The organism is Pontibacter aydingkolensis (assembly GCF_019443125.1).
Classification (GTDB): Bacteria; Bacteroidota; Bacteroidia; order Cytophagales; family Hymenobacteraceae; genus Pontibacter; species Pontibacter aydingkolensis.
The window spans coordinates 203,931-222,001 of sequence record NZ_JAHYXK010000006.1; the positions used below are offsets into that span (position 1 = coordinate 203,931).

19 protein-coding genes and 1 pseudogene are annotated in these 18,071 nt (G+C 45.7%); 11 read left to right on the forward strand and 9 right to left on the reverse strand.

Features of this window, described 5'->3' with window-relative positions; translation table 11 throughout:
- Positions 1–44: 44 nt before the first annotated feature.
- From K0O23_RS09725 to K0O23_RS09735, 3 genes are all read left to right on the forward strand, one after another.
- Entirely contained in the window at positions 45–2,894 is a 2,850-nt protein-coding gene (locus K0O23_RS09725; RefSeq protein ID WP_219877227.1) for a M16 family metallopeptidase, read from the forward strand.
- Between the two features lie 221 nt (positions 2,895–3,115).
- Positions 3,116–3,946, forward strand: a complete 831-nt coding sequence (locus tag K0O23_RS09730; protein WP_219877228.1) for a M48 family metalloprotease — start codon at positions 3,116–3,118, stop codon at positions 3,944–3,946.
- 57 nt (positions 3,947–4,003) lie between these two features.
- Positions 4,004–5,149, forward strand: a complete 1,146-nt coding sequence (locus tag K0O23_RS09735) for an App1 family protein (RefSeq protein WP_219877229.1) — start codon at positions 4,004–4,006, stop codon at positions 5,147–5,149.
- 54 nt (positions 5,150–5,203) lie between these two features.
- Here the strand turns inward: K0O23_RS09735 and K0O23_RS09740 are convergent, their stop codons facing one another.
- Positions 5,204–5,371 (reverse strand): hypothetical protein, encoded by a 168-nt coding sequence (locus K0O23_RS09740; RefSeq protein ID WP_219877230.1) that lies wholly within the window; start codon positions 5,369–5,371, stop codon positions 5,204–5,206.
- A gap of 146 nt (positions 5,372–5,517) precedes the next feature.
- Complete coding sequence (locus tag K0O23_RS09745; RefSeq protein ID WP_219877231.1) at positions 5,518–5,895, reverse strand: endonuclease domain-containing protein; 378 nt, start codon at positions 5,893–5,895, stop codon at positions 5,518–5,520.
- Between the two features lie 171 nt (positions 5,896–6,066).
- Here K0O23_RS09745 and K0O23_RS09750 point away from each other — a divergent pair.
- From K0O23_RS09750 to K0O23_RS09760, 3 genes and pseudogenes are all read left to right on the forward strand, one after another.
- Positions 6,067–6,859, forward strand: a pseudogene (locus K0O23_RS09750) (tyrosine-type recombinase/integrase).
- Positions 6,860–7,016: 157 nt separating this feature from the next.
- Complete coding sequence (locus K0O23_RS09755) at positions 7,017–7,694, forward strand: hypothetical protein (protein ID WP_219877232.1); 678 nt, start codon at positions 7,017–7,019, stop codon at positions 7,692–7,694.
- A gap of 123 nt (positions 7,695–7,817) precedes the next feature.
- On the forward strand, positions 7,818–8,948 hold the full coding sequence (locus K0O23_RS09760; RefSeq protein WP_246597020.1) for an acyloxyacyl hydrolase: 1,131 nt from the start codon (positions 7,818–7,820) through the stop codon (positions 8,946–8,948).
- A gap of 90 nt (positions 8,949–9,038) precedes the next feature.
- Here K0O23_RS09760 and K0O23_RS09765 read toward each other — a convergent pair whose 3' ends face one another.
- Positions 9,039–9,500 (reverse strand): YybH family protein, encoded by a 462-nt coding sequence (locus K0O23_RS09765; RefSeq protein WP_246597021.1) that lies wholly within the window; start codon positions 9,498–9,500, stop codon positions 9,039–9,041.
- Positions 9,490–10,224 carry a monofunctional biosynthetic peptidoglycan transglycosylase gene (gene mtgA / locus K0O23_RS09770; protein ID WP_219877233.1) on the reverse strand — a complete coding sequence of 245 codons (735 nt, stop codon included), beginning with the start codon at positions 10,222–10,224 and terminating at the stop codon, positions 9,490–9,492. The genes K0O23_RS09765 and mtgA overlap by 11 nt, the downstream gene beginning before the upstream one ends.
- Positions 10,225–10,398: 174 nt before the next feature.
- Between mtgA and K0O23_RS09775 the strand changes: the two genes are divergently transcribed.
- Both K0O23_RS09775 and K0O23_RS09780 read left to right on the forward strand, forming a co-directional pair.
- Positions 10,399–11,034 carry an LON peptidase substrate-binding domain-containing protein gene (locus K0O23_RS09775; RefSeq protein ID WP_219877234.1) on the forward strand — a complete coding sequence of 212 codons (636 nt, stop codon included), beginning with the start codon at positions 10,399–10,401 and terminating at the stop codon, positions 11,032–11,034.
- 22 nt (positions 11,035–11,056) lie between these two features.
- The gene (locus tag K0O23_RS09780; RefSeq protein WP_219877235.1) at positions 11,057–12,268 is read left to right on the forward strand and encodes a metallophosphoesterase; all 1,212 of its coding nucleotides are present in this window, start codon (positions 11,057–11,059) and stop codon (positions 12,266–12,268) included.
- A 453-nt stretch (positions 12,269–12,721) separates the two neighbouring features.
- Here the strand turns inward: K0O23_RS09780 and K0O23_RS09785 are convergent, their stop codons facing one another.
- The 3 genes from K0O23_RS09785 to K0O23_RS09795 form a co-directional block, all read right to left on the reverse strand.
- Positions 12,722–13,630 carry a diacylglycerol/lipid kinase family protein gene (locus tag K0O23_RS09785; RefSeq protein WP_219877236.1) on the reverse strand — a complete coding sequence of 303 codons (909 nt, stop codon included), beginning with the start codon at positions 13,628–13,630 and terminating at the stop codon, positions 12,722–12,724.
- A 134-nt stretch (positions 13,631–13,764) separates the two neighbouring features.
- Positions 13,765–14,037, reverse strand: coding sequence for a hypothetical protein (locus K0O23_RS09790; protein WP_219877237.1), 273 nt, complete (start codon positions 14,035–14,037; stop codon positions 13,765–13,767).
- Between the two features lie 146 nt (positions 14,038–14,183).
- Positions 14,184–14,996: a M48 family metalloprotease gene (locus K0O23_RS09795; protein WP_219877238.1), complete on the reverse strand. Its 813-nt coding sequence runs from the start codon at positions 14,994–14,996 to the stop codon at positions 14,184–14,186.
- A 309-nt stretch (positions 14,997–15,305) separates the two neighbouring features.
- On the opposite strand from K0O23_RS09795, the gene K0O23_RS09800 reads away from it, so the two are divergent.
- Positions 15,306–15,497, forward strand: coding sequence for a hypothetical protein (locus tag K0O23_RS09800; RefSeq protein WP_317195671.1), 192 nt, complete (start codon positions 15,306–15,308; stop codon positions 15,495–15,497).
- A gap of 74 nt (positions 15,498–15,571) precedes the next feature.
- On the opposite strand, the gene K0O23_RS09805 is transcribed toward K0O23_RS09800, so the two are convergent.
- Positions 15,572–16,384, reverse strand: a complete 813-nt coding sequence (locus K0O23_RS09805) for a murein L,D-transpeptidase catalytic domain family protein (RefSeq protein WP_219877240.1) — start codon at positions 16,382–16,384, stop codon at positions 15,572–15,574.
- Between the two features lie 327 nt (positions 16,385–16,711).
- Here K0O23_RS09805 and K0O23_RS09810 point away from each other — a divergent pair, with 327 nt between their 5' ends.
- Complete coding sequence (locus tag K0O23_RS09810; protein WP_317195672.1) at positions 16,712–17,035, forward strand: hypothetical protein; 324 nt, start codon at positions 16,712–16,714, stop codon at positions 17,033–17,035.
- Positions 17,036–17,097: 62 nt separating this feature from the next.
- Here the strand turns inward: K0O23_RS09810 and K0O23_RS09815 are convergent, their stop codons facing one another.
- Entirely contained in the window at positions 17,098–17,496 is a 399-nt protein-coding gene (locus K0O23_RS09815; RefSeq protein ID WP_219877242.1) for a hypothetical protein, read from the reverse strand.
- A 321-nt stretch (positions 17,497–17,817) separates the two neighbouring features.
- On the opposite strand from K0O23_RS09815, the gene K0O23_RS09820 reads away from it, so the two are divergent.
- A complete protein-coding gene (locus K0O23_RS09820; protein ID WP_219877243.1) occupies positions 17,818–18,051 on the forward strand; it encodes a hypothetical protein in 234 nt (77 codons plus the stop codon).
- Positions 18,052–18,071: the final 20 nt, after the last annotated feature.

Below are 18,071 nucleotides of genomic sequence, written 5' to 3' on the forward strand. Positions count from 1 at the left end.
CGTTATATTGTTGGTTGATATAACTCTACCTTAATTAAACTAACATGATCAAACAAATTGGTTTGAGTATTGTACTTACTGCAAGTGTAGTAAGTGCTGCCGAAGCTCAGACAAAACTCGTTGAGAAGGTAACAAAAAAAGGCGACGAGCTGGTTATTCCTTACTCAAAGTATAAGCTGTCTAACGGCCTTACACTGATCGTGCACGAAGACCACTCCGACCCGGTAGTGCACGTTGATGTTACGTACCACGTAGGCTCTGCCCGCGAAGAAGTAGGCAAGTCAGGATTTGCGCACTTCTTTGAGCACATGATGTTCCAGGGCTCAGACAACGTAGCCGACGAGGAGCACTTCAAGATCGTGTCGGAATCGGGTGGTACTTTAAATGGTACAACAAACCGCGACAGAACAAACTACTTCGAAACAGTACCAAGTAACCAGTTAGCTACAGCCCTTTGGCTGGAGGCTGACCGCATGGGATTTTTACTGGATGCTGTAACCCAGAAGAAATTCGAGGTGCAGCGCGAAACCGTAAAAAATGAGCGTGGCCAGAACTACGACAATCGTCCGTACGGCCTGGTGTACGAAAAAACTTCACAGAACCTTTATCCTTACGGCCACCCTTATTCCTGGACAACCATCGGTTACCTGGAAGACCTTAACCGCGTGGACGTAAACGACCTGAAAAACTTTTTCCTGCGCTGGTATGGCCCAAATAACGCTACTGTTACAGTTGGCGGCGATGTAAAACCGGAGGAAGTAGTAAAGCTGGTGGAGAAATACTTTGGCTCTATACCTGCCGGCCCAGCCGTACAGGATATGAAACCTATGGTGGCCAGGCTGGACAAAGACCGTTACGTGTCTTACGAAGACAACGTGCGTTTCCCGATGCTGCGCATGACCTTCCCAACTCCTGAGGCTGGCCACACAGATGAGCCTGCGCTGGACGTACTGGCAGAAGTACTAGGCCAAGGTAAAAACTCTATCTTCTACAAAAACTTTGTAAAAGAGCAGAAGGCAATGCAGGCCTCTACTTCTAACTCCACTTCTGAACTGGCTGGTGAGTTTGGTATTTCTGTAGTTACTTTCCCTACCACTAAGCTTGCTGATATGGAAGCGCTGGTACGCAAATCTATTGCAGAATTTGAGACGCGTGGTGTTACAGAAGATGACCTGGTACGCTTCAAAGCACAGGCAGAAAGCGGCCTGATCAACAGAATGGCAAGCGTTAGCGGCAAAGTATCCCAACTGGCTGCTTACGAGACATTCCGAAACAACCCTAACTACATTCAGGAAGAGATCAAACGCATTAACGCTGTTACAAAAGAAGATGTAATGCGTGTGTACAACCAGTACATCAAAGGCAAAAACGCAGTTATACTTAGCGTGGTACCTAAAGGCAAGTCGGATATGGTTGCCAAGGCAGATAACTACACTGTTTCTACAGACGGTTTTGTTGCCGGATCAGATGAGTACAGCGGATTGAAGTATACCAAGGCTGTTGACACTTTTGACCGCAGCAAGCGCCCTGAAATTGGTGCAAACCCGGTAGTGGCAGTACCTAACTATTATACGTCTAAGTTCAAGAACGGCTTAAAAGTAATCGGAGCAAAGTCTGACGAAATCCCGACTGTAACACTGCAGCTGTCTATTAAAGGTGGTCACCGCCTTTCTGCCAACGACATGAGCAAAGCCGGTGTGGCATCGCTTACAGCTGGTATGCTAAACGAGGATACTGAAAACTATACTTCAGAGGAGTTCACCAATGAGCTTAACAAACTGGGTAGCAGAGTTAGTATTTTTTCCGGTACTGATGAAACAATCGTATCTGTTCAGACCTTGAAGAAGAACCTGGACAAAACGCTGGCCCTGATGGAAGAGCGTATGTTCAGACCTAAGTTTAACCAGGATGACTTTGACCGCCTGAAGAAGCAGCAGCTGGAGGGTATTGCCAACCAGGCAACACAGCCTACTACAATTGCCAACAACGTTTACAGCAAGCTGCTTTACGGTGCAAACCACATCTCGGCAATGCCATCTTCAGGTACTGCTGAAACAGTCAACAACATCACGCTGGATGATGTGAAGAAGTTCTATCAGAACAACTTCTCTCCATCTGTTGCAGATCTTGTTGTGGTTGGCGACATCACAGAGAAAGAGATCATCGGCAAACTCAACTTCCTGAAGAACTGGAAGAAGAAAGATGTGAAACTGGTAGCTGATACCAAAGCCCCTGCGATTGATAAAACCCGTATTTATTTGATCGATAAGCCGGACGCAGCACAGTCTGAGATAAGAATAGGTTATGTGGCTATGCCATACGACGCTACTGGCGAATACTATAAGCTTGGCCTGATGAACTATGCACTGGGTGGCGCTTTTAACAGCCGTATCAACCTGAACCTGCGCGAAGACAAAGGCTATACTTACGGTGCACGTTCAGGCTATGGCGGAAGCAAGTATGCAGGTCCGTTCACAGCATCTGCCGGTGTACGTGCCGATGCAACAGCCGAGTCTGTTACCGAGTTTATGAAGGAGCTTACCAACTTCCACAAAACCGGTATCACCGAAGACGAAGTGAAGTTCATGAAGAGCTCTATCGGGCAGTCGGATGCGCGCAAGTATGAAACGCCGGGTCAGAAGGCCGGTTTCCTGGGCCGCATCATCGAGTACGACCTAAGTAAAGACTTTGTGAAGAAGCAGACGGATATTCTGAACAACATCACCAAAAAAGACATTGATGCACTGGCGGCTAAACACCTGCCGGTTAACAACATGCACATTGTGGTGGTAGGCGATAAGAAAACGGTGCTATCTAAACTACAAGCACTTAACTACGAGGTAGTTGAATTAGATACAGATGGCAACCCAATCGGAAGCTCTTCCGTAAAATAAGGTACATACTACACTTTAGAAGAGTCCCCGGAATTTTTCGGGGACTCTTTTTTTGTACTATTAATAACTAAGTGTCGCTTTGCAAAACACGTAACCCCCAGGCTTATTTTTATCGTAGAGTGTGTTGCAGCAGCAAATCTGCATTATTTTTGACGAGACAACCAGGCAAGCGTACTTAAACAGCAATTGCTGCGTTGCACTAAAAATCAGATTTATACTTTATGAACCGATTAACTTACATACCCTTATGGGCTTTTACACTCTGTAGCCTTTTACTATTTAGTAGCTGCGAAGAAAACGACGGCGTTATTTTCTCTATCCAGGACGATATCAGGCTAGGACAGCAGGTATCGGAGCAGGTAGACTCTACGTATCGCGCACAGGGCAAATTATTGGAACGAAACAGCACTAACGCCAAAACACAACAGGCGTACCAAAGCCTGGACCGTATTGTAAACCGTGTGCTTAACTCAGGCCAGGTTAAGTATAGAAACGAATTCCCGTGGACGGTTAAAATCATTAAAGACGATAACACCCTGAATGCTTTTGCCACACCTGGCGGCCATATCTATGTGTTCTCTGGTTTAGTAAAGTACCTGGAAGACGAAGACCATTTTGCAGGAGTGCTGGCACACGAGATAGCCCACGCCGATAAACGCCACAGCGTAAAACAGCTGCAACGCGACTACGGCATTGCCCTGCTTTTATCGGTAGCCTTAGGCAATGATCCTGGCACACTGCAGACAATTGCCGCCCAGTTAGCCGGATCACTGGCAGGCTTGCGCTTTAGCCGCGAAGCCGAAACAGAGGCCGACAACACCTCTGTAGACTATCTGGCCGGCACTAACCACTATGCCTGCGACGGCGCTGCCGGCTTTTTTATAAAGATGCAACAGAATGCACAGCAAAGTAATCCGCCGGAGTTCCTGAGCACGCACCCTGATCCGGGAAACAGAATCCAGAACATTCAGCAACTTGCACAGCAAAAAGGCTGTAAAACTACCTCAGCGGCAGACACCGATTTTAATCAGCTGAAAAATGCGCTGAACTAACAGAAATGAAAAATGCCTGCCCTACCAGCAGGCATTTTGTTTTGACAAAGTCTAACTATGAAAAAAATAAAAGCAAAACTGGCAAGCTCTATACTTAAAGCCGAAGAGAAAATTGATTTCCTGACCTTTAAGCTAAAAGACAAACTCTGGCAGAACAGGCCGCTGCAGATTGTTACGTACCGCAGTTATGGCACCCCGGAGCGCCTTTATGTAAAAGGCCGTGTGCTGGTGGATAAGGGCATCCTGCAATCCGAAGAAACCCATACTACCTGGGAGAACCTGCTAAACATGTACCGCCGTTTCGAAAGCGATGAAATTCCCAATGCCCGTGTTCAGCTGACCCTGCAGGAGCAGCCCCACGAAATTACAACAGATGTAGAAGGATACTTTGTACTGAACATCGAACCGCACACCCCACTTGAACTGGAAGATATTTGGCACCCCATCGATCTGGAACTAAAAGAGGCTCCAGTAAAAGGCTTTGAACCCGGAATCAAAGAAACAGCTTATGTATTAGTTCCGCCCCCAGATGCCGAGTACGGCATTATCTCCGACATAGACGATACCATTGTACGAACTGGCGCCACCAGCCTGCTGGAAACCGGACGCAACGTTTTACTTAACAATGCCCACACTCGGATCCCGTTTCATGGAGTGTCGCAGTTTTACAAATCGCTGCAGCTAGGCCGAAACGGCAAGCGCAACAACCCATTCTTTTACGTAAGCAGCAGCCCCTGGAACAACTACGACCTGCTGTATCATTTCCTGGAGCTAAATGAGATACCCGAAGGTCCTCTCCTGCTCCGCGACTTTGGCATTGATGAAACAAAGCTGGGCCATTCGGACCACATGAGCCACAAGTATAAAGAGATCGAAAACATACTTATAACTTACCCAAAGCTTAACTTTATACTTATCGGAGACAGCGGCCAGCAGGATGCAGCCATTTACCGAGAGGTGGTACTAAAGCACCCGGGCCGTATTATGGCCATTTATATAAGAGATGTGGCCATTGCAAAACATACCCAAAAAGTAGAAAAGATCTTTGATGAGCTCAAAGCTGATGGCGAAGTAGAGATGCTACTTGTAAAAGACACTGCCGCCGCAGCAGAACATGCCGCCAAGTGTGGGTTTATATTTACAGAAAAAGTGAAAGAAGTAGAGAAAGAAGCTGAAGTGGATGAGGCCGGTGATGAGGAATAGCTTACAGGCCATACCTTAAATACTATTAAAGCCGGTAGCGTATAAGATTATACTTTACCGGCTTTCGCTTTTATGCATGTAGGGCTGCCAGTTTACGATGAGCACCTTTTCGTCTTCTAGCAGCAGGTAACCGTAATCGTAGCAGAAGTGGTAAGTGTTGCCTTTGCTGGTGCGGTAAAGGTGGGTAAAGTGGCGGAAGTCGAAGCCGGCCTGCTGGAGCAATGTTTTTCTAAGGGTGGTTTTTCCCTCAGGGCTTGCCTAGTTGAGAAGGGTAACATGGCTGCTTACGCTTTCTTTAATTCTGGCTCGGCGCCACTAAGTGAGATGAGACTGCCATTGGTAAGAGCTTATTCCCCTCTTGAGAGGGGTTAGGGGTGTGTACCCTGCCGCTCCGATACCCACTGACCGATCTCGCGCAGCACGTTGGCCATCTCCTGCTTCACCTGCCTGTCGGTGAAGCGCAGAAAGCGCACGCCCAATTGCTCCAGCCTTCGCTGCCGCAGCATATCCTCCTCGAATTTATAGTCGTGGCTGTCGCCGTCGATCTCAACGGCCAGCATTAACTGAGGGCAGTAAAAGTCCACGATGAAGCTGTCGAGCGGCTTCTGGCGGTGGAAGTCCAGGCCGAGCAGGGCGCCGCCCTTCAGCTCCCGCCAAAGCAGCACCTCACCGAGGGTACTGTTATTGCACAGCTGCCTGGCCAACTCTTTGAGGTAAGGTTTGTAGGGAATATGCATATACTTCATCTGGCAGAGTGAAACACACCCCTAACCCCTCTCAAGAGGGGAATCGTTCCCTCCAGGCACAATAGCTTACTGCGCCTATCCGCCTGTCTGCTGCGCAGGCTCTGGGAGCAGACATACTTAAAGAGGACGGATTATATCACCTGCCCACTACCATACCTTGAGAAGCTGTACTTGCTGAACTACTCGCTCAACACCATCCGCACCTACCACTCGCTGCTGCTGCGTTTTTTTAACGGGCAACGGGAACAGGGAATGGAAATGATCAACGGCTTTGGTACACAAGAAATAAACGAGTATCACAGGCAGATGGTGCATAGCCAGAAGTATTCTTTCTCGCTCATCAACCAGTCGATCAACGCCGTAAAGTTCTACTTTCATCGCGTGTTGGGCCGACACACGCTCGACCTTAGCCAGATAGAGCGGCCCGAGAAGCCCTCCAGGCTTCCAGTCGTGCTGAGCAAGGAAGAAGTAAAGCGTATTTTGCAGGCCACTGATAACCTGAAGCATCGCTGCATGCTACAGCTACTCTACGCGGGCGGGCTGCGTATCAGCGAAGTGATTAACCTCCGACTCACAGACGTGCAGTCGGGCAGGAATATACTGCTCATACGCGGTGGCAAGGGCAAGAAGGACTGCACCACGCTGCTCTCGCAGAAGCTGCTTGAGAGCCTGCGGGAATACTACAAGGCTTACCGCCCAAAGGTGTGGCTCTTTGAAGGGCAGTACGGCGGGCAGTACACGGTGGAAAGCCTGCGAAATGTCTTCAGAGGCGCCAGGGAGAAGGCTAGTGTAAGAACTAAAGCCACACCTCACACGCTCAGGCACTCATTTGCTTGAGCAGGGTACCGACCTAAGGTATATCCAGACCCTGCTCGGGCACAGGAGCAGCAAGACAACGGAGATCTATACCCTTGTGACCAGTTACGCGCTTGATAAAATCACGAGTCCGCTTGATAATTTATGATAATCACTTATATTAGCTTAGCTATATGCACAGGGAGATGCGTGCAAAGCTGCACAGCGCAAAAAAACGAGTTGATCCAGGCAAAACCACCTTCGCATATATGGCGGATAAACGTCACGGTGACGTTTACACAGAAGTTAGCTGAAATAAGAAATGAATGAAAAAGGTTTATAGAATCAAGTACGGTAAAAGCATACTGTTCAAACCGCTTCTCTTTCTTCTTATAATGCCCCTCTTATCTTGGCTCATATGGTCAGATAGACTAGATTCCATTGCCATCGTGGCAACTTTAGCATTAGCTTATATTCTACCTATACTTTACCTTAACTACCAGTACTGGCGTAATGACGTTGACCAAGTAGTTGCAGTAGATTCATCACAAGGTTTAGTTGAAATACAAAAAGGCACACAGACTTTTCTCTTCTCAATAGACGAAGTTGTGGCTTGTGATTCTGTTAATGTTCGACCATTTCAAAAGATACATAGGGAATACTCTTACCTAAGAATAAAGACAGCAAGCGACACTTTCATCATAACTCATTTTACGATTAAGCCTGAAGAGCTACTTAGTCAACTAAGAATACCTTACGAAGACATAGAAGTCTTCTTTCCAAGCTTGGACTACGAAAGGCTAAGCCCAAAACAAGTAAAAAAGAATCAGGCATACGTTGAAAGAAAGAAAAGGGAGTTTTTTGACAGATACAGCGGATTCCAAAATATTGAACTGGAAGAAATAGTCAAGAACCGTGGGCAGTATGCAGATTACGCAGTAGCTGCTGCCTATGAAATATTGAGCAGCAGAAAAATTAATCCAGTTAACAAAGCACAGGCTTAAGCTTCGGCTAATGCCTCGCCTTAGCCTGTACAAGTCCGTTAAACCAGAATCCCTATAATAACCTAACTCACTCTGACCTCTGCCATAAATAGCCGTAAGCAATAGTCTAACCTTGGGTTTGCTATGGTTGATATGACAAAGGCTAAGATCATACTTTTTATACTTTGGTTAGTAAACTTCCCTGCGGCCTCAGTACCCCTCTCTGCATTAACAGCTAATTCAGATACCGATACCACCTCCCGCCCTGCCATAAACCTAGGCTTGCATGGGCATTATGGGTTTATCATCCCCCACTCACAAGATATCAGAGACGTAGCAGATTCTAACCCGTGGGGTATCTCAACCGAACTGAGTATACATTTTACAGACAGCGCTTCCTGGCAGTACCTGCAGGCTTACCCCAGGCTGGGAGCAACCTTTGCCTTTTATAATTTTGATAAACCGGATGTACTTGGAAATGCCTATGCCCTTATACTTTATGTAGAGCCTTTCCTGTCGGCCCATAAAGATTTCAGCTTGTCGTTCAGGCTGGGTGCAGGTATAGCTTATATGAACGAAGTATATCACCCCACAATTAACCCTGACAACCTTTTTTACAGCACCAAAATTAGTTTTCCGCTGGTGGCAAATCTGATGGCAAACTACAGGCTGAACGACTATCTACTGCTTCGCGCAGGAGCAACGTACAAACACATATCCAACGGTGGTATAAGGCAACCAAATAAAGGCATTAATTTTCCGTCTGCCTCGCTGGGTATAGATTACGCCTTACGGACGGCACACTTTCCGCAGCGCCAGCCTCTTGAAAGTATAACCGGTAAAAAAGAACGCCATTACCTGGTAGCCATACTTGGTACCATGAAAGACCGCAAAGACATTCCCACTGATAAGCTGCCTCTTGTGGGTGTTACAGCTTACGCCAGCCAAAAGCTAGGCAGGCTCAGTGCCTTAACTGCCGGAGCAGAATGGGTGGCCGACTATACGCTTAAAGAAGACCTGAAAGACAGGGGCAGGCATGAAGACTTTCAAAGAGGTGCTTTACTTGCCGGCCACGAACTATACATTGGCAGGTTCAGGTTTAGCCAGCAACTGGGGGTATACGTTTATGCACCGGCCAAGGCCCGCGATCCTGTATACCAGCGTTACGGCCTGGAGTATCATACGGCTAAAAAAGTATACTGGGGTATTAACCTGAAAGCGCACCGGCATGTAGCCGATTTCCTGGATGTGCGGGTTGGGCTAAGGCTAAAGTAGGTATTATGTTAGGTATTACTACAGTCAGATGCCGCTTATACTGTTGCAGCCCTTTTATCACTACAAAAATAACCGATTCAAAAAACAAGCTTAACTGGAGTGGTCTGCTACAATTTTCCAGCCATCTGCAAAGCGTTTGAAAACAACAGAGAAGTGGCCTTCGAGGTTGCCTTTTGCTGCTTCGCGCTGCAGATGCCATTTGCCTACTACCAGTATGGTTTCCGGCGAGAGTTCACGCATCTCTTTCAGGTCGAAGGTAAGTTTGCCCATGGCCGATGCATCGGGGTAGCTACGCTTGTAGTTGTCCAGGGTTTGCTGCCAACCGTACGTAAGCCCTTTGGAGCCTACAAACAGCAACGAGTCTGATTTCCAATAGCCCTGCATGTAGCACTCCAGATCGCCGCGGCTCCAGCAATCTGCCTGCTCCTCCAGTACTTTCCGGATCTCGGCTTTGGCTACAGTAGCATCCTGCACAGGCACTTTTGCAGTTGGTGCACATGCTGTTATCAGCAACAGCATAAGGCTTGCAAGTATAATTATGTTACTTTTCATCTTCAGGGGGAAGTATAGATTTAATGTACGTCGTACCACCTAGTCGGCCCATGGCACGGGCAATTTTAGTACGGCGCCTTAACGTATAGCCGGATGGGTTTTTAGCAGAGAACTTAATAGGGTTAGGAAGTACAGCCGCCAGTAAAGCCGCCTGCTGCCGGCCTACCTCTTTAGCAGGTTTTTTAAAGTATTTTTGAGATGCTGCCTCTACGCCAAAAACCCCGTCTCCCATCTCGGCAATGTTAAGATATACTTCCATAATGCGCTGTTTGCCCCAAAGCATTTCGATAAGCAGGGTAAAGTATGCCTCCACGCCTTTGCGTAGATAACTGCGGCCATGCCACAAAAACACATTCTTGGCTACCTGCTGGCTAATGGTGCTGCCACCACGTATGTTTCCCCCCTTCTGGTTTCGCTTAAAGGCATCCATAATAGCTTCTACATCAAAGCCGTTGTGCTGCAGAAACAGCTGGTCTTCAGAGGCCACTACAGCCAATGGCAACTGATCCGACATCTCCTCCAGCTTCACGAACCTGTAGTCTATTTCGGGGTTGGTTTTATCTGCTGCACCGGCCTCAGCCCTGCGCTTGATCATGTGCAGCGTGGCCGGCGGCGCTACCCAACGGTAGAGCAGCACCCATGCTATACTTAACAGGAAAAGGCTTAGCACCAGCTTTACAAAAAGCAATTTTATCTGCCTGAGGCCTAATCGTTTTTTACTCATTTTATACTATGGCTTTGGAGGGGGCAAAGGTACAGTGTTTAATATATTTAACAATATACGTCACCCTATATGCCAGCAAAATCTAACACAGTTCAGGTTAAAACCGTAAGCCTAAGCACAAGCAAAGTAAAACCTGTTTAGCACAGCCTCTGTGCTGAAGTCTCTACACAAAGTATGGCAAAATACCTTCCGCTTTTCCCGCTGAGCGTAGTCGTATATCCCGGCGAAAAACTAAATCTGCATATTTTCGAGCCCCGCTACAAACAGTTGGTACTTGACTGTATTGAGAACGAAAAAACCTTTGGTATACCCACCTTTATTCAGAACAGTGTAGGCCTTTACGGTACCGAAATAGAAATACTGCAGGTAGAGAAGACCCATGCCAACGGAGAGATGGACATCAGAACCAAAGGCATAAGTGTGTTTAAGATTGATAGATTTGACAAGATGGCTCCGGGCAGGCTATATGCCGGCGGCGAAGTAGAGACTTTCGAAACTGATTACCAGGATGACATAGTTACCAAACTAAAAATTAAAGACCTGCTGCAAAAACTATACTCCTCGCTGGGGCTGGATAAGCTGTTTACAGACCTGCTGGAAGACTTTAAAAGCTTTGATATTGCCCACCACCTGGGCCTGAACACGGAGCAGGAATACACCTTACTGCAGATGCAAACAGAAGTAGAGCGTCAGGAAGCCATACTACAACACCTGCAGCAGGTAGTACCGATTATTGAGGCTACAGAGCAGTTAAAAGACCTTGTAAAGCAAAACGGCCACTTTAAAAACCTCACGCCTCCAAACTTTTAGCCGGCACGCTATTTTATACTATATGCTCACCTACTTTCTAATTATACTGCCCACGCTTTTTATAGCCTATCTCCTGTTCAGTTATATGCAGGAGCTGAAGTATAAACGCAAGCCATACTATAAGCTATCTGAAGTAGGATGGCAGCATTATTATCCCGATCCGGAGGCAAGGCTTGTGCACACAGTAGCAATGCTGGGCGATGTGGGTGCCATTGCCACCGACGGCACAGATCCTGTTTTAGCAATGCTGGAGGCCTGGCAACTGGAAAACAATGCCAACAGCACTGTACTGTTCTTAGGCGACAACCTCTACCCTATCGGTTTACCTCCTGAAGGCAACAGGCACCGCAAACTGGCAGTTGACAGGCTGGATGTTTTACTGGAGCATTTTAAAGTATACGGCGGACAGGGCATTTTTATAAGCGGCAACCACGACTGGCTAAAGGGCCGTAAAGGCGGTTACCAACAGATGCTGCTGCAGCAGAACTACATACTGGAGCATGGCGGAGAAAACATAGCTTACCTGCCCGAAAACGGCTGTCCCGGGCCAGTGGCGGTGCAACTGGCGGAAGGTCTGTTACTGGTAGTGATAAACACACAATGGTGGGTGCAGCGCGGCGAAAAACCGATGGGTAAAAAGGACGGATGCCCATACGAAAGTATAGACGGGTTTTATGACGAGTTGAGTAAGTTACTGCGAAGCAACAGGCACCAGCGCATACTTATTGCTGCACATCATCCGCTTTACAGCAATGCCATTCATGGAGGTAAGTTTACGGTTAAACAGCACATCTTTCCACTTACGGCCGCGCATAAACGCATTTACATTCCGCTACCGATTTTTGGTTCTATTTACCCTTTTTACCGCCAGCTGTTTGGTGCTTACGAAGACATGGCCCACAGAAAGTATAAAAAAATGCGTAAGCGCCTGCTCCGCATCCTGCACAGGTACAGCAACATTATTTACGTAGCCGGCCACGACCACAACCTGCAGCATTTCGAAGTACAGCAAAACCACTACCTGGTAAGCGGCTCAGGAAGCAAGACAGCTTTTGTAAAAAAAGGCGGCAAAGCAACCTTTACCCTTGAACAACCCGGATTTTTCACGCTTAACTACTACAATACCGGCGAAGTATGGATAGAGGCACACATTACCGCAGAAGATAACAAAGCGGGCCAGGTCGTGTTCCGGAAAAAACTGGAAAGTATACTTCGTGAGCAGCCGGTTAGTTGATTGTTAGTTGCTGATTGTCCGTTGCTGATTGTCCGTTGCTGATTGTCATCCGGAATGTAGAGGCGCAATACCTTGCGTCTTGTTTGCTACAGGGCGAGGGGTTTCGTTATTGGTTGTTTGTTATTCGTTGTTCGATTTTGGTTTTTACTGATCCCCATAGCGCATGTGTTAAATAAAGTGTCACTCGTGCTGGTATGGCGGCAAGTCTTCAGACTTGCGGAGGTATGAAGTATGGATTTATACTTTGGCAGGTGTAAAGTATAAATCCATACTTTGCAGAAGTTAAAGATATGGCTCACGGAAATTTGAAGGCTTCCTATCATGGCACGTCACAAGTTAAGACATCGCTTAAGACTTACGCCAGGATCAGATTTATTACTGTAGTAAGCAAGACGCAAGGTATTGCGTCTCTACATTCTCCACTAACGATCAACCAACAACTAATAACCAACCCTACTCCTCCGGCTCTGGCAACGGAAGTATAACCTTCAGGCTTTTCGGGTGCATTTCTACATTAATCACTTCCTCCTCCTCAATCGGCTCCCCGTCGATGTGCATTACTTCGTGCTGGGTGTTGTATATGGTAGCTCTGCGGCAACTTATCTTTCGGGTAAAAACTGAAGTATCAATGCTATCGGTATAGAGTTTATAAAGTATACCCAGTCCGGCAGCTTTAGGAAAAGGTTCTATCAGGCAAATTTCAAATTTCCCGTCATTCAAAATACCATCGGGATTAATGTTGGCGTTGGAGCCAAAAGCATTTGCATTCGCTATGGTTACCATAAAAGCCTCCCCCTCAAACGTCTCCACATCAGTTTCTATGCGATAGTGCTTTGGTACATAGCTCAGGTACTCCTGCAAGGCAATCCAGGCATACGAGCCAGGCCCGCGGGTATCTCCCTCGCAAAAGTTTTTTACAACAAGGGCATTAAACCCCAGGTCGCTCAGGTGTATTGAGGGCAGGCCATTAAGTGTAATAGTATCGATGTTGCGAACTACATGGCTGTGAATAAGCTCCAGGGCATCTTCTGTATCCTGTGGTATGTTCAGGTCTTTTGCCAAGCCATTGCCAGAACCCAGCGGCACAATTCCTAACGGTGTATCGGAACCAATCAGAAGACTGCCCAGAATATTAACGGTTCCATCTCCACCAACTGCAAAGGCACCATCATACTTACTTTTTGCGAGTAAGGACTTAATTTTTTCCTTATCGTTTTCGCCGGTGGTTCGGTATATTTCGCAGTTAATGTGGTGCTCCCTACACTTTTCCTGAATTTCTTCCTCTAACTCTTCCTTATCGATATCTCCGGCAATAGGGTTAATAACAAACAGGAGATTATTATGCTTTTTGTGGCCTTCCATAGTTTACGGGTGATGCTATTTACTTGCCTTTGTTACGAAATTAACGGGATAAAGTGGCTCAAAAAAAAGAAAACTAACTCCATTAAATGGAGTTAGCTTCCTGTGCCAACTTAAGTCGGCAATTCTTATAAAGACTATCGGTTTGACCCTGAAGAACCTGATCTGTTTGACGATCCGGAAGATCCGGAAGATCCTGATCTGTTAGATCCGGATGATCCAGAAGAGCCGGTTGATCCGGTTTTGCCTGCTCCGGAAGCACCAGAAGCACCAGAAGTTCTTGAGGTTGAGCCTGTAGAGCTACTGCTCTTAGCCTGAGGCGACTTCGAAGTACTCGACTTTGAAGACGAAGATGAAGAAGATGAACCAGATTTGTTAGTATCTTCCTTCTTGTTTTGATTAGTTGCCATAATTAAATTGCTTTCATAGTTAAATTGAAACTATCAGTAGTTATCACATTACCTGGGTAATGCACCGGGGAGGCAACATTGGCTAAAGCCATGTTGTACTTTATCTTATACAGTGCCTTTTAGTTAAAGTTGTGTTAATCCTCACATTATTGTACTAATCCAGCGGGCAGGCCATTCGGATACTCCTCTGCAATTGCCCGCTGGATTTCTGCAATCCGGTTTCCGGGGTTTGGGTGTGTCTGCATAAATTCTGGTCCTCGGGCTGCCCCGCCACTTGCCTTCTCCAATATCTCCATCACACGCATCATAGCCCTTGGGTCATAACCAGCCTCTCCTGTCAGCCTCACGGCCAGCCTGTCCGATTCCAGTTCGTCATCACGCCCATAGCTCATGTTCAAAAGCTTCCCGATCATAGCGGCTGCAATGGCTCCTGTTTGGCTGGCTGGGTTGTCTGGGTCGTAGGTAGCAATAGCTGCAGCGCCTGTTAAACCTTGCGTTAGTTTTGCCTTTGCCAGTTGTTCTGCAGAATGCCTGGCAACCACATGCCCTATTTCATGCCCGAGCACTCCGGCCAGCTGCCCTTCTGTTTCCAGTCGTTTCAATAAAGCAGCTGTAATAAAAATCTGGCCGCCTGGCAAAGCAAATGCATTTACAGTCTGCTCATCTGCCAGCAGGTGAAAATCAAACTCATAAGGTGTATCGCCTGCCTTGGTGCTTCTAACCAGTTTTTGGCCTATCGCTTTCAGTTGCGCGGCAGCTTCCCTGTCCTGGTGCAGGCCTCCGTATTGCTCGGCCATCTGAGGCGCCGCCTGCAGGCCAAGTGCAATCTCCTGCTCCACAGTCATGTCCACGTGCTGTTCTTCGCCAGTAAACTCATTCTCCTGTGTATTACACCAATAAGTTACCAACGAAACAGCCGCGATCAACACCGCTATAATAAATTTTACTATTCCTCTCATTTTCTATATCATACATTAATATTTCTTAGCAAATAACAATCCACCAGTCAATACAGGGTGTTTTTTCTCCTTTACGATTTTTAGAATCCTAGAACTAAGAAATGCAGAAATAATAGTTTAAAGGCATTCTCAAAGACAACTCCTCAGGAAAATACTATAGCAAACAAACATCGAGTTATACTTATATGATTAAGTTTTATAGAGGCTAGTGGGCAACATAATGGTATACTTAATTATATAAATTACGTAATACTAGCAGTGTTGCCTCATGGTAACACCATGTAATATTAAAAATGTATAACTATGAATATGAAAAGAACCTTTGGTGGTGTGCTGTTGATACTAGGCATCATCGGGATTATATGGGGAGCCTATGCCTTTTTAATGGGAGGCGACGGCGTAGCGGTAGGACAATTTACAGCTGCAGTTCCGTTTATAGTAGGTCTTATCTTCTTCTTTTCAGGCATCAGCCTTATAAAAACAACAAAAGACGAAGCATAAATTTTTTACCTTAAAGGAAAAGCCCTGCTGGCATTGGCCAGCAGGGCTTTTCCTTTAAGGTATGCTATACTTTACTATACAGTAGTTACATCCTTAAGTTTATTAGCTGCAAAAGCATTTACAGCGTTGGTTTGGTTTAAGAAATCAGATGTGTAGTTTTTCTCATTCCCATGGATGTACATCACCGTCTTGTCCTTAATCGCTTCGATCACTTCTTTTGATATTTCGCGCGGAACAGCAGGACAACCCAGGCTGCGGCCCAAACGACCGTGCTGCTTTATAAACGCATCTGTGGCGTAATCAGCGCCATGCACTACAATAGCACGCTCCATGGCATTGGAATTATACTTATCATCCATGCCCGATAACCTCAGCGAGAGCCCATGCTTACCATAGTAAGTGGCATCTGTTAAATAAAAACCTACGCTGCTCATGTAAGAGTTTGGCTGGTTTGAGAACTTATCGGCGGTAACATTTCCGGTATTGCGGCCATGTGCCACCAATGTGTTAATAAGCACTTTTTTAGCCTGCAGATCAATGATCCACATGCGCTTTTGGTTGCTTGTTTTGGTAAAATCTATTACAGTAAGTATAGATTTGGATGAGGCGGTCAGGTTCTGATTTTTAAAATTCTGGAAGCCGACATAAGCATTACGGAAAACACCGAAATCAAGTCCTTTACTTTTAAGTCCAGCCTGCTGGTATACTTCCTGTACATGTGCATCGAAAACAAGCTCTTTCTCATGGTAAGAAAGCGAAGAACCATTGCCGGAAGCGGATGGGTTTAAGGTAGAAAGTGGTGCTGTTGATTCCTCTAAAGTAATTGAGGCAGGTGTGGTGAAAGATAATAATCCAAGTGTTAAAGAAGTCAGAACTATTCTTAGCATAGGTGTTTTATATTAAGCTTTAGGTTTACGCAATTATAAAACCAACAGGAGAAACAGTACAAATTGTTCCGGGAAAGGTCTTATACTTTAGGAAACTGGTTTTAAATTCAAGCCATTTTTCTATGCTCACAAGTATAAAACTCTTGTTTTCAATAAATTAAAACTACCCATTACTAACTATAGATACATTCTCAAATTATGGCGATAAACGTTTAACTTTGCACCTATATGCCTGCCGCATCTGTTTTGTGCTTTAATTACGTTGTTATGTTAAAACGATTGATACCCGTATATTTATTGTTATGCCTGCTGCTTACTGCCTGTGGCGTGCCTGATAGTTTAAAAGGCTTTGACAGCGAGACCTGGAAAAATGACCGTTATGCCTGCAACGGCCAACGCCAGAAGTTGACAGGAGAGTTTGAGAAGATCAGGAGAGAGCTATATGGAAAAAAAGAGTACGTTGTACGCAATTTACTCGGCAAACCTGACAGCGAAAGCCTGCTTGAGCGAAACCAGCGTATCTATTACTATTACTTAGAGCCGGGATCGCAATGTGATGACAGGAGCAAACTATCGGAGGCAAACTGGGTTGAGGTTCGTATCAATCCAACCGGAAAAGTATCAGAAGTTACATTTAAAAACCCACTATAAACAACAAAGGCCCGGCATAACTTCCGGGCCTTTGTTGTTTATAATTAATTAGCTTTCAATGCTTATTCATCGGCATTATCACTTACAAGGCGTAACTGGCGTTGTCCTTCCAACTCCAGGAAGGCCCGCAGTTGTTTCGGGTCTAGTATAGCCCCAATGGATTTGTCAGCTTCCAGGTTAATACTGTATATTGCTTTGGAGCGAAGTATATTATCTGCCTGGTACACCTCTTCTGCCTCTGCTATTTGCTCGTAGCGTTTTTGGTTTAACTGCATTGCCAGTTTATACTGTTCCTGTGTAAGGTTTAGCTCTGCCTGTAATTCAAGCGCGGCCATGGCTTGTCCGTTTATGTTTACCTCCAATACATGCTTGTCCAGTGCATCGTCTGTTAATTTAAGTCGCTGTGCAGTGGCAAATGTACAGATGGTGGCTGCAAAAGTTAAGAGTAATATCCTTTTCATATAACTGTTTTTAAAATCATCCCTGCGGTGCTGTCTCCTCAAAGGTATATGGTAGGTAAAACGGTAATTTTTAAAACAGGTTTGGTATTATCAGCATTATTTTTATACTTTTCTAATATAGCCAAAAATAAGAATAATAAAATATGTTATACTTTTCAGATATCCAATTAAACACTATAAAGAACTTACAGCATTCACTAATTATATGAAACCCTGCCCCTGTGAAAGGGTATAAAAAGTACAGCAGCTATAAATAGTATTTTTAAAAGTATAACCGCAAGGCCATCGCAATTACATCCGGTTTTGCCCAACGATAGTCTCATGAGAACAACATACTACAACCCGAGTAAATTAGAAGTAGATTTTGCTAAAGCATTTAAGGACCTCACACCACAGTTAGAAGATAAGCTTGATGAAGGTGAGCAAGTCATCAGCATTAAATCCATTCACGACGCAGACAACCCGATGGTGATCTATAAACTGAAAGACAAGGAAGGTGACATGCACGAGGTAGTAGTTCAAATAATTCAACGGCCTGATCAGATAGTAAACTAAATAACCAAAACTCAATAACA

What these genes read in the sequence shown, in the direction of transcription:
- K0O23_RS09725 (WP_219877227.1), top strand. Translation starts at nt 45, where the DNA reads ATGATCAAACAAATTGGTTTGAGTATTGTACTTACTGCAAGTGTAGTA.
- K0O23_RS09730 (WP_219877228.1), top strand. Translation starts at nt 3,116, where the DNA reads ATGAACCGATTAACTTACATACCCTTATGGGCTTTTACACTCTGTAGC.
- K0O23_RS09735 (WP_219877229.1), top strand. Translation starts at nt 4,004, where the DNA reads ATGAAAAAAATAAAAGCAAAACTGGCAAGCTCTATACTTAAAGCCGAA.
- K0O23_RS09745 (WP_219877231.1), bottom strand. Translation starts at nt 5,895, where the DNA reads ATGAAGTATATGCATATTCCCTACAAACCTTACCTCAAAGAGTTGGCC.
- K0O23_RS09755 (WP_219877232.1), top strand. Translation starts at nt 7,017, where the DNA reads ATGAAAAAGGTTTATAGAATCAAGTACGGTAAAAGCATACTGTTCAAA.
- K0O23_RS09760 (WP_246597020.1), top strand. Translation starts at nt 7,818, where the DNA reads ATGGTTGATATGACAAAGGCTAAGATCATACTTTTTATACTTTGGTTA.
- K0O23_RS09765 (WP_246597021.1), bottom strand. Translation starts at nt 9,500, where the DNA reads ATGAAAAGTAACATAATTATACTTGCAAGCCTTATGCTGTTGCTGATA.
- mtgA (WP_219877233.1), bottom strand. Translation starts at nt 10,224, where the DNA reads ATGAGTAAAAAACGATTAGGCCTCAGGCAGATAAAATTGCTTTTTGTA.
- K0O23_RS09775 (WP_219877234.1), top strand. Translation starts at nt 10,399, where the DNA reads ATGGCAAAATACCTTCCGCTTTTCCCGCTGAGCGTAGTCGTATATCCC.
- K0O23_RS09780 (WP_219877235.1), top strand. Translation starts at nt 11,057, where the DNA reads ATGCTCACCTACTTTCTAATTATACTGCCCACGCTTTTTATAGCCTAT.
- K0O23_RS09785 (WP_219877236.1), bottom strand. Translation starts at nt 13,630, where the DNA reads ATGGAAGGCCACAAAAAGCATAATAATCTCCTGTTTGTTATTAACCCT.
- K0O23_RS09790 (WP_219877237.1), bottom strand. Translation starts at nt 14,037, where the DNA reads ATGGCAACTAATCAAAACAAGAAGGAAGATACTAACAAATCTGGTTCA.
- K0O23_RS09795 (WP_219877238.1), bottom strand. Translation starts at nt 14,996, where the DNA reads ATGAGAGGAATAGTAAAATTTATTATAGCGGTGTTGATCGCGGCTGTT.
- K0O23_RS09800 (WP_317195671.1), top strand. Translation starts at nt 15,306, where the DNA reads ATGAAAAGAACCTTTGGTGGTGTGCTGTTGATACTAGGCATCATCGGG.
- K0O23_RS09805 (WP_219877240.1), bottom strand. Translation starts at nt 16,384, where the DNA reads ATGCTAAGAATAGTTCTGACTTCTTTAACACTTGGATTATTATCTTTC.
- K0O23_RS09815 (WP_219877242.1), bottom strand. Translation starts at nt 17,496, where the DNA reads ATGAAAAGGATATTACTCTTAACTTTTGCAGCCACCATCTGTACATTT.
- K0O23_RS09820 (WP_219877243.1), top strand. Translation starts at nt 17,818, where the DNA reads ATGAGAACAACATACTACAACCCGAGTAAATTAGAAGTAGATTTTGCT.